Consider the following 9,510-nt stretch of genomic DNA (forward strand, 5'->3'; position numbering starts at 1 on the left):
TTCCTCGGGAAGGGGTTGGGTCGGGTTCGTTGTGATGTGGAGTGGCACGTCATCTTCCAAAGCTCATGCCAAGTCCGTGAAGGAGAACACCCGCGAGCCCGCCGACCAGGGTCCCGTTGATGCGGATATATTGCAGGTCCCGGCCGATTTCGGCTTCGAGCTTGTCGGCGACTTCCTTCGCGTCCCAGGTGGCGATCACGTCGGAGATGAGCCCCGAGATTTCCTGACGGTGGCGTATCAGCAAGGGCTCGATGCCGTCGATGAGCCAGGCTTCGAGCCGGCCACGCAGCGGTGCGTCAGTGGCGATTCCATGGCCGATGGCTTGCAGAAGCTCCGCCAGGGCGGTGACCACGAGCGATGAGGGTCGGGCGATGTCTTCGAGCAACAGCGCCTGCAGGTCCTTCCAGACGACTTCGTAGTAGCTTTGCGAACGCAGATGTCCGGCAAGGTCACGGACGAGGCCGCGTCCTCGGGCGGCGTATTCGGGAGAAGCCTTGAGATCGTCGATGAACGCCTGGGTTGCGGCGTCGAAGCGAGCGCGCATTTCGTGCTGCGGGTTCAAGGCGACCTCGTGAAGCAGGGCAACGATGCCATCGACGAAACGATTGACCACGTAGTAGTCGAAGATTCCCGGCGTGTATCTGGACGCTTCGCTGAATTTCTCGCGGATCAGCGCGCGATTCTCGGACAGCCAGGTATCGAGGGTCCGCAAGCCGTGATCCAGCAGCGCCTGATGTCGGCCGTCGTGGGTCATGATCTCGAGGAACCTGCCCGCAAACGTCGAAATGTCCAGCCGTGCCAGCCAGGGCACGATGATCCGGTCGAGAAACCGGCTCACGTCCTTGTCGTCGAGGCGTGCGAGCAGCCCCGGGACGAATTCGCAGGCGGCGCGTGCACAGCGCTGGCTGTTGCGCGGTGACTGCAGCCAGCGCGCCGTCGTGCCGACCGCGTCCAGACCGGCGAGTTTGCGGGTGAGATTGTGTGGTGTCAGGAAGTTTTCCTGCACAAAGATGCCCAGCGCACGGCCGATCTCGTCCTTGTTCCGGGGAATGATGGCGGTATGCGGAACGGGCAGGCCAATGGGATGGCGAAACAGCGCGGTCACGGCGAACCAGTCTGCAATGGCACCGATGCTTCCCGCCTCGGCAAAGGCCCTTATCCATGCCAGCCACGGATGGACATTCTCCAGGCTGACCGAGACGATGAAGGTCGCGAGCATGAACAGCAGCAAAGCGAGTGCGAGCCGCTTCATTTCCTTGCCGCCGGATATGCGGGAGCCGCCGTTCATGGGCGCGTCAGGAAGCCCAGGGTGCAGGTTGCCGTTTGCAACGGGCGGGAGAGCAGAAAGCCGTGACCGTCCTCGAGGACGGTAAGCGTGGCGTCGGGAATCAGATTTGCCAGCAGGTATGCATTGGCAAGCGGCGCCACCGGATCTTCACTGCCGGCAAGGACCAGGGTGGGTTGCCGCAAGTGCGATAGCCACGGCAGACTGGACCAACCCCAGAGGGCGAGCAGTTGGGCGATTTGCGTCCACGTGCCCGATGGTGCCAGCCGACCCAGATGTTCAGTCACGCGCTCCGGTTCGCGCAGGAATACGCCGCCAAGAACCCTCGCACTCATGAATCCCCGTCCGAGCGATCCGGGGAGCATGCCGAGGCCGAGCATCGCGATCAGGGCTGTTGGCGGACCGGGAACCATGAGTACTCCCGGAGAACTTGCGGCCAGGACCAGGCGACGACAACGGTTCGGATACTGCAGGGCGAACTGCTGGGCAACGAAACCGCCCCAGGATATGCCCATCACATCGATCGGTTCGGCAAACCCGAGTTCGATCAATACCGTATCCACCTCGCGAACCAGATTCGAGAATCGATAGGGTGGAAAGGGCAGGGCGGCTTCGACGATCGGAGCGTCGATGACGACAAGCGGCCGCTCATCCAGTGCGGCCACGAAGCCGTCCAGCAATTCCAGGTTGGCGCCAAGACCATTGAAGATCACCAACGGAGGATTGCCGGCCCGGCCCCGCCGCAGCCCGAGCCGCAGGGCGTACCCGGGCCGGGCGAGCACGTGGATCTGCAGTGGATGCCGGGATGTCGTCATCGGACGGCTCGGACACCTTGGCCGCTAGGCCGCCACCACATAGGTGCCCGGCGCAGGTTCCGCCGGAGGGTGAGCCTTGCTGCCAAGTGCGGCCGGCGCAGCGCGGAGTTTGCCGGAACGCGCCTTCAACCACTCGCGCCAGTGTTCCCACCAGGTACCCTGGACTGCGGTGGCCCCGGCAAGCCAATCGTCGGCCGTGCCGGCGGTGGCACCGTTGGTAAAGTACTTCGCCTTGGGATTGCCGGGTGGATTGATGAGACTCTGGACGTGACCACTCGAGCTGAGCACGAATTCGTTCTTGCCACCCAGGGTCCGGCTGGTATTGAAGACCCCCTGCCAAGGGGTGATGTGATCGCTGATGCCGGCCAGCACATAGGTGTCGCATTTCACCCGGGACAGATCGATTGGGGTGTCCAGCATGGTCATCCCGCCGGGCGCGGAGAGCTGATGCTCGGCGAAGATGTCCATCAGCTGGGCGTGGAAGCGCGCGGGGAGACGCGTCGTGTCGTTGTTCCAGTAAAGCACATCGAAGGCCGGCGGCGGATTGCCCATCAGGTAATTGTTTACCCAATAGTTCCAGACCAGATCATTGGGCCGCATCCACGCGAACACCCGACCCATGTCATGTCCCTCTATGACCCCCCTGGAAGCGGAGTTGGTCTTGGCAAGAGAAACGACCTCGGGGGTTGCAAAGAGGCCGAGCTGGGATTCCGCCTGGCCATCGAGCACCGCCACCATCATGGTCGCGGCATGAACGAGGGGACGCTCGCTGGCGGCGAGATGACCCAGCATCGCGGCCATCGTCATCGCACCGGAACAGGCTCCGTGCAGGTTTACGTCGTCTGCGCCGGTGATTTCCCGTACCGCTTCGATGGCTTCCAGCAGCGCGGAGACGTAGGTTGCCATGTCCCAGTCGGCTTGATCCGCGGTGGGGTTGCGCCAGCTCACCGTGAAGACCTGGAAACCGCTGCCGACCAGAAATTCGACGATGCTCTTGCCCGGAGCCAGATCGAAGATGTAGTACTTGTTGATCTGTGGCGGCACCATGATCTGTGGCCGCGCATGGACCTTCTCGGTGGTAGGCGTGTACTGGATGAGTTCCAGCACGGGATTGCGGAAAACCACGGCGCCGGGTGTGGTGGCAAGGTTCTCGCCCACCCTGAACTTGCTCTTGTCCACCTGTGCGGGCATGCCCTTGTTGGTCGCCAGGTCGGTGAGCATGTTCTTGAGTCCCCGGGCAATGCTGCTGCCCCCGGTATCCACCATCTTCTTCAGTGCCGCGGGGTTGCCGAGCAGCGTGTTGGTGGGCGCGAAGGCATCGCTGAGCATCGAGACCGCAAAGCGAGCGCGCTCGCGATTCCGGTCATCCAGGGGGATCTGGTCGACCACCTGCCCCAAAGCCTGGGTCCACGACAGATAGCCCTGCATGGCGATGCGCAGGAACGGGTTCTGATTCCAGGCGTCGTCCTTGAAACGTTTGTCGCCCGGGGCCGGGGCGATCTCCGAGTTCCCGGCCAGAACGGCCATGAGATCCCGAGCCAGGCGGGCTTCTTCCTCAAGCAGCACCGCCGAGGTCTTGACCGCCTTGCCGGCCAATTCCCTGGTCTTGTCGACAGGGCTTCGTGCGGACGCCTTTGCGGTTTCAGGTGCCGGACCGGACGTGGCGCCGGACGCGTCGATCTTTGCTTGTTTTGCCATGATGTCTTCGGCTTCTCCAGTCATTCGAAAAGCATGAAGAGCAGATTGGCCGTGAGCGCGGGCTTGGGTTGGCCCTCGATCTCCACCACTGCGCCCATGGTTACCAGGGTTCGACCCGGGCCTTTGGCCGCCACCGCCTCGACGGTCAGTCGGGTGCGAATCCGCGCATTGACATGCACCGGCGAGATGAAGCGCACGTTCTCCGCGCCACAATTGACGGTCTGCCGCGCATTCAACGGCTTCACCAGGATCTCGAGTGCGTGGGGAGCAAGCGTGGAGAGTGTCAGGAAACCGTGGGCGATGGTGCTGCCGAAAGGGCTTTCACGTTGTGCCCGCTCGGGGTCGACGTGTATCCATTGATGATCGCCCGTGCAGGCGGCAAACGCGTCAATCCGGCTTTGGGGCATCGCTTCCCATTCCGATACGCCGATCTCCTTGCCGATGAAGTCGGCAAGCGTGCTCATGTTCAAGGATTGTTCCATTGAGGACTCCAGGATGTCGTGGGATGGGCCGCGGCCCCGGGGGCCGCGCCTTGGGCCGGATCAGGCGTTCTCGTACCTGGCTCGCAGGTTCATCTTGTTGATCTTGCCGACGCTGGTCTTGTCGATGGCTGGCGGGAAGAGCACGTGCTCGGGAATCGCGAACTTGGAAATGTGACCTTCCTCGGCGAATGCCTTCACGTGGGCCTTGATATCCGCCTCGGTCGCCGTGGCGCCGGATTTCAGCACGACCAGCGCCATCGGGCGCTCGCCCCACTTGGCATCCTTGATGCCGATCACCGCCACCTCGCTCACCGCCGCGTGGCGCGAGATGACATCCTCGAGCTCCAGCGACGACACCCATTCGCCGCCGGTCTTGATGACGTCCTTGATCCGGTCGGTGACCTGTAGGTAACCCTCCGGATCGATCACTCCGATGTCGTTGGTGTGGAGGTAACCTCCGGACCACAGTTCTTCGGACGCGCTCGGGTTCTTGTAATACCCCTGGGTGAGCCATGGAGAGCGCACCACGATCTCGCCCGCGGCCTTGCCGTCGTGGGGCAGGTCTTCCATGTTTTCATCGACGATGCGCAGATCCACCAGCGGAATCGGCAGCCCCGTCTTGGTGCGGATTTCCAACTCGCGGATCGGATCGCCCATGAGCGGCGTCTTGATCTGTGCCAGGGTCAGGATCGGGCAGGTCTCCGACATCCCGTAGCCGGTGAACAGGTCCATCCCCAGGTTGAGCGCGCTCTGGGCAAGGCCCTTGGGCAGGGCCGAGCCGCCGATGATGAGCTTCCAGCCCTTCACGTTGGTGTCGTGGATCGCCGGGTTGGTGACCAGCATGTGGAGGATGGTGGGGACGCAGTGGGAGAAGGTGACGCCCTCCTGCCGGACCAGGGCAAGCAGGCCGTCCGGCGTGTAGCGACCCGGATACACCTGGCGCAGGCCCATCACGGTGGCGATGTAGGGCATGCCCCAAGCGTGAACATGGAACATCGGCGTGATCGGCATGTACACATCGTCGCGATGCAGCCGTCCCTGTGAGAGCGGGGCGGTCAGACCGGACATGGTGGACAGGGTATGCAGCACCAGTTGCCGGTGACTGAAGAACACACCCTTGGGCAGGCCGGTGGTACCGGTGGTGTAGAAGGTGGTGGCCCGGGTGTTCTCGTCGAAATCCGGAAAGTCGTAATGAGGCGAAGCGGCATGAAGCAGGGCTTCGTATTCGCCCGCAAAACCGGCCGGCACTGGGTCGGAAGGAATGTCGCTGATGAAGACGAAGGTCTTGGCCGTCTCGAGCTTGTCCTTGATTTCCTCCAGCACCGGCATGAACTCCACGTTCACCAGCAGTACCTTTGCCTCGGCGTGGTTGATGGTGTAGAGGATCTGCTCGGGCGACAGACGCACGTTTACGGTCATCAGCACCGCACCCATCATGGGAACGGCGAAGTAGCTCTCGAGGTAGCGGTGGCTGTCCCAGTCCATCATTCCGATGGTGTCGCCGGGACGGACGCCGAGCGCGCTCAGGGCGTTGGCGAGCTGCGCGATACGGTGGTTCAAGGTGCGATAGTTGAACCGCTTGAGATCCCGATAGACGATTTCCTGGTCAGGTGCCACCGCGAGTGGCGTGTGCAGCAACTGCTTGATCAGCAGCGGATAAGTGTATGCGCTCGGCGTAGGCTGAATGAGATTGTCGGGGTTGATGGTCGTCATGATGGTCTCCTCCTGGTGTTTCTTGTTGGCGCGGTTGAATTTCGTGTGACGCTCAGAACTGGTCGGGCGACAGTGCCATGACCGCGGCCGCACCCGCCTGCACGGTCTTGCGCAGCCCTGCCACCTGGGTCATGAGGTGCTCGGCATAGAAGCGGGCAGTGACGATCTTGGCTTCCAGGAAGCCGCGATCACCGCTACCGTCCTTGATGCGGCGGCTCGCGATGTCGGCCGAACGGGCCAGCTGCCACCCACCGCACACGATACCCGCGAGCTTGAGGAAGGGCACCGCACCGCCATGGACCGCGCGGATATCGTCTCCGTAGGTTTCGACGATCCAGTCCACGCAGGCCTGGTACTCATCGATGCCTTCGGCCAGCGCGGTACGAATCACGGCGAGATCGGGACCCGTGGCATCGATCTCGGAAACCGTCTTGCGCATCATGTCGAGCACCGCCCGGGCCGTGGCACCGCCCTCGCGGGCAGTCTTGCGACCGACCAGGTCATTGGCCTGGATGCCCGTCGTGCCCTCGTAGATGGTCAGGATGCGGGCGTCGCGCAGATGCTGGGCCGCACCAGTCTCTTCGATGAAGCCCATCCCGCCGTGAATCTGGATGCCGAGATTGGCTACATCGATACTGGCTTCGGTGGCCCATCCCTTGTGAATCGGAATCATGTAGTCGACGAAGGCGCGGGCCTGCTGGCGAGCCGCGTCGTCCGGATCGAGGTGGGCACGGTCGATCGCCGCGCCGACAACATAGGCAACCGCTCGATTGGCCTCGGTCAGGGCGCGCATGGTCATCAACATGCAACGCACGTCCGGGTGCTGGATGATCGCCACCGACTTGCCGCGCGGGTCCAGCAGATCCTTGCTCTGGATACGTTCCTGCGCATAGCTGCGGGCAAGCTGGTAGGCGCGTTCCGAAACCGCCACACCTTGCAGCCCGACCGCGTACCTGGCCTCGTTCATCATGATGAACATGTACTCGAGGCCCCGGTTCTCCTCGCCCACCAGGAATCCGATGGCACCGTCGGCATCGCCGTAGGCGAGCACCGCGGTGGGGCTGGAGTGAATGCCGAGCTTGTGCTCGATCGAGACGCAGCGAACGTCGTTTCGCGCTCCGAGGCTGCCGTCGGCGTTGACCAGGAACTTCGGTACCACGAACAGAGAGATCCCCTTGACGCCGTCCGGTGCATCCGGCGTCCGGGCGAGCACCAGATGGACGATGTTCTCGGCCATGTCGTGCTCGCCGTGGGTAATGAAGATCTTCTGGCCGTAGATCCGGTAGTGGTCACCTTCGGGTACCGCCTTGCTCCTGATCAGCCCGAGGTCGGAGCCGGCCTGCGGCTCGGTCAGGTTCATGGTCCCGGTCCATGTTCCCTCGACCATCTTGTGCAGGTAGGTTTCCTTCTGCTCCCGCGTGCCGCGAAGGAGCAGGGCTTCGATCGCACCGCCGGTCAACAGGGGGCACAGCGAAAAGCCGAGATTGGCACTCATGACCATCTCGAGCACCGGACTGGCCACCAGTTTCGGCAGGCCCTGGCCACCGAACTCGACCGGAAAATTCAGGCCGTTCCAGCCGCCCTCGACGAACTGCCGATAGGCGTCGGCGAAGCCGTCGGGGGTGCTGACCGCGCCGTCGTCCCAGCTGCATCCAGCGAAGTCGCCTGGGACGTTGAGCGGCGCGAGGACCTGGCCGCTGAATTTGCTGGCTTCGTCGAGCACGGCCGTGACCGTGTCGGATGTCGCGTCCTCGCATCCCGGCAGTTGCGAGATGGCCTCAAGGCCGGCCAGCTCGTTCAGCACGAAAAGCATGTCGGCCATCGGGGCGTTGTAAGTGCTCATTGATTGTATGCCTCCCTAAATGCGTGTTGGATCGATCAGGGCGAACTGCTGACGCAGCGGGACTGCGAAGCGCGCCTTCTTCTAGTACGTACTACCTGTGACATGAAGTCAAGAGCCACCTGCCACTCGGCGATGGCCGCGACCGGAACCACAGATTCGGAGGGAATGCGATCTCGCAATCCCGGCGTCGGGGACGGTTCGACAAATGCTTTGGTGACGGGTCGGAAAAAATGGTGGCGCCGGTCCCCCATGCGCCACCTGACACCGCCGAACGAAACACACCAATCCTTGCTGCTAGCGAGCGGCTTCCAGTGACTGAAATCCGCGGCGCCAACCAGCATAGGCAATGCGATCGCGGATTCCAGCCCCCCAAAAGGGGGGTAATTTCTTTTGTGCGCCGCACACTTCAAAGGGATGCGTTCGGCATTCGTGCGAGATATCCGTCCGTTCAACAGCGTTCAAAGATACCTGCGGCGCCCATACCGGTACCGATGCACATAGTGACCATGGCGTAGCGGATGGCCGGGTCGCGCTGCATCGCGCTCATCACCGTGGCGGTGCGGATCGCCCCGGTGGCGCCGAGCGGGTGGCCCAGCGCGATCGCCCCGCCGAGCGGGTTCACCTTGTCCGGATCGAGCGCGAGCGTGCGCATCACCGCCAGCGACTGCGCCGCGAAGGCTTCGTTGAGCTCGATCCAGTCGAGCTGCGACTGGTTCAGCCCGCCCGCCTTGAGCGCCCGCGGGATCGCCTCGACCGGGCCGATGCCCATCACCTGCGGCGGCACGCCCGCCACCGAATAACTCACGAAGCGCGCGATCGGGGTCACGCCGTAGCGCTTGACCGCCGCCTCGCTCATCAGCAGCACCGCACCGGCCCCGTCCGACATCTGCGAGCTGTTGCCCGCGGTCACCGAGCCGCGCGCCGCGAACACCGGGCGCAGCTTGCCCAGGCGCTCGAGCGAGGCATCGGCACGTGGCCCCTCGTCGTGCTCGCACAGCGTCTCGACCACCCGCACCGCGCCGCCCTCGCCGGGCACATGGGTGCGCACCATGTAGGGCGTGATCTCGGCCCGGAAGTGCCCGGCGGCGATCGCCGCCACCGCCCGCTGGTTCGACTGCAGCGCGAAGGCGTCCTGATCCTCGCGGCTCACCTTCCATTGCTCGGCCACCTTCTCGGCGGTGAGGCCCATGCCGTAGGCGATGCCGAGGTTCTCCTGCTTCGCGAAGACGGCCGGGTTGAGGCTCACCTTGTTGCCCATGATCTGCGGCATCACGCTCATCGACTCGGTACCGGCGGCGATCATCACCTCGGCCTGACCCAGGCGAATCTGGTTGGCCGCATCGGCGACCGCCTGCACGCCCGACGAGCAGAAGCGGTTGATGGTGATGCCCGGCACCGTGTCGGGCAGGCCCGCCAGCAGCAGGCCGATGCGCGCCACGTTCATGCCCTGCTCGGCCTCCGGCATGGCGCAGCCGACGATCACGTCGCCGATCTCGCCTGCCTCGAGGCCCGGCACCTTGTCCACCACTGCCCGCAGCACATGCGCGAGCATGTCGTCGGGGCGTACGTTGCGGAACATGCCGTTGCGCTTGGCCACCGGGGTGCGCGTGGCGGCGACGATGTAGGCGTCCTGAATCTGTTTGCTCATGGTTCTCTCCAGTGTCTCGGGCTCAG

7 protein-coding genes are annotated in these 9,510 nt (G+C 63.7%); all 7 read right to left on the reverse strand.

Annotation, left to right across the window (positions count from 1 at the left end; genetic code table 11):
• Positions 1-49 precede the first annotated feature (49 nt).
• Positions 50-1,288, reverse strand: coding sequence for a DUF445 domain-containing protein (locus GQB03_RS14225; RefSeq protein WP_159690624.1), 1,239 nt, complete (start codon positions 1,286-1,288; stop codon positions 50-52).
• Positions 1,285-2,100 (reverse strand): alpha/beta fold hydrolase, encoded by an 816-nt coding sequence (locus tag GQB03_RS14230; RefSeq protein ID WP_159690626.1) that lies wholly within the window; start codon positions 2,098-2,100, stop codon positions 1,285-1,287. Before GQB03_RS14230 ends, GQB03_RS14225 begins: the two co-directional genes overlap by 4 nt.
• A 24-nt stretch (positions 2,101-2,124) precedes the next feature.
• Positions 2,125-3,798 (reverse strand): alpha/beta fold hydrolase, encoded by a 1,674-nt coding sequence (locus GQB03_RS14235; RefSeq protein ID WP_200832229.1) that lies wholly within the window; start codon positions 3,796-3,798, stop codon positions 2,125-2,127.
• 20 nt (positions 3,799-3,818) lie between these two features.
• Positions 3,819-4,280 carry a MaoC family dehydratase gene (locus tag GQB03_RS14240; protein ID WP_159690632.1) on the reverse strand — a complete coding sequence of 154 codons (462 nt, stop codon included), beginning with the start codon at positions 4,278-4,280 and terminating at the stop codon, positions 3,819-3,821.
• Between the two features lie 60 nt (positions 4,281-4,340).
• A complete protein-coding gene (locus GQB03_RS14245) occupies positions 4,341-5,993 on the reverse strand; it encodes a fatty acid--CoA ligase (protein ID WP_159690635.1) in 1,653 nt (550 codons plus the stop codon).
• A 52-nt stretch (positions 5,994-6,045) separates the two neighbouring features.
• A complete protein-coding gene (locus tag GQB03_RS14250; protein ID WP_159690637.1) occupies positions 6,046-7,836 on the reverse strand; it encodes an acyl-CoA dehydrogenase in 1,791 nt (596 codons plus the stop codon).
• A gap of 448 nt (positions 7,837-8,284) precedes the next feature.
• The gene (locus tag GQB03_RS14255) at positions 8,285-9,484 is read right to left on the reverse strand and encodes an acetyl-CoA C-acyltransferase (RefSeq protein ID WP_159690640.1); all 1,200 of its coding nucleotides are present in this window, start codon (positions 9,482-9,484) and stop codon (positions 8,285-8,287) included.
• Between the last annotated feature and the right edge of the window lie 26 nt (positions 9,485-9,510).

The organism is Cognatazoarcus halotolerans (assembly GCF_009800965.1).
Classification (GTDB): Bacteria; Pseudomonadota; Gammaproteobacteria; order Burkholderiales; family Rhodocyclaceae; genus Cognatazoarcus; species Cognatazoarcus halotolerans.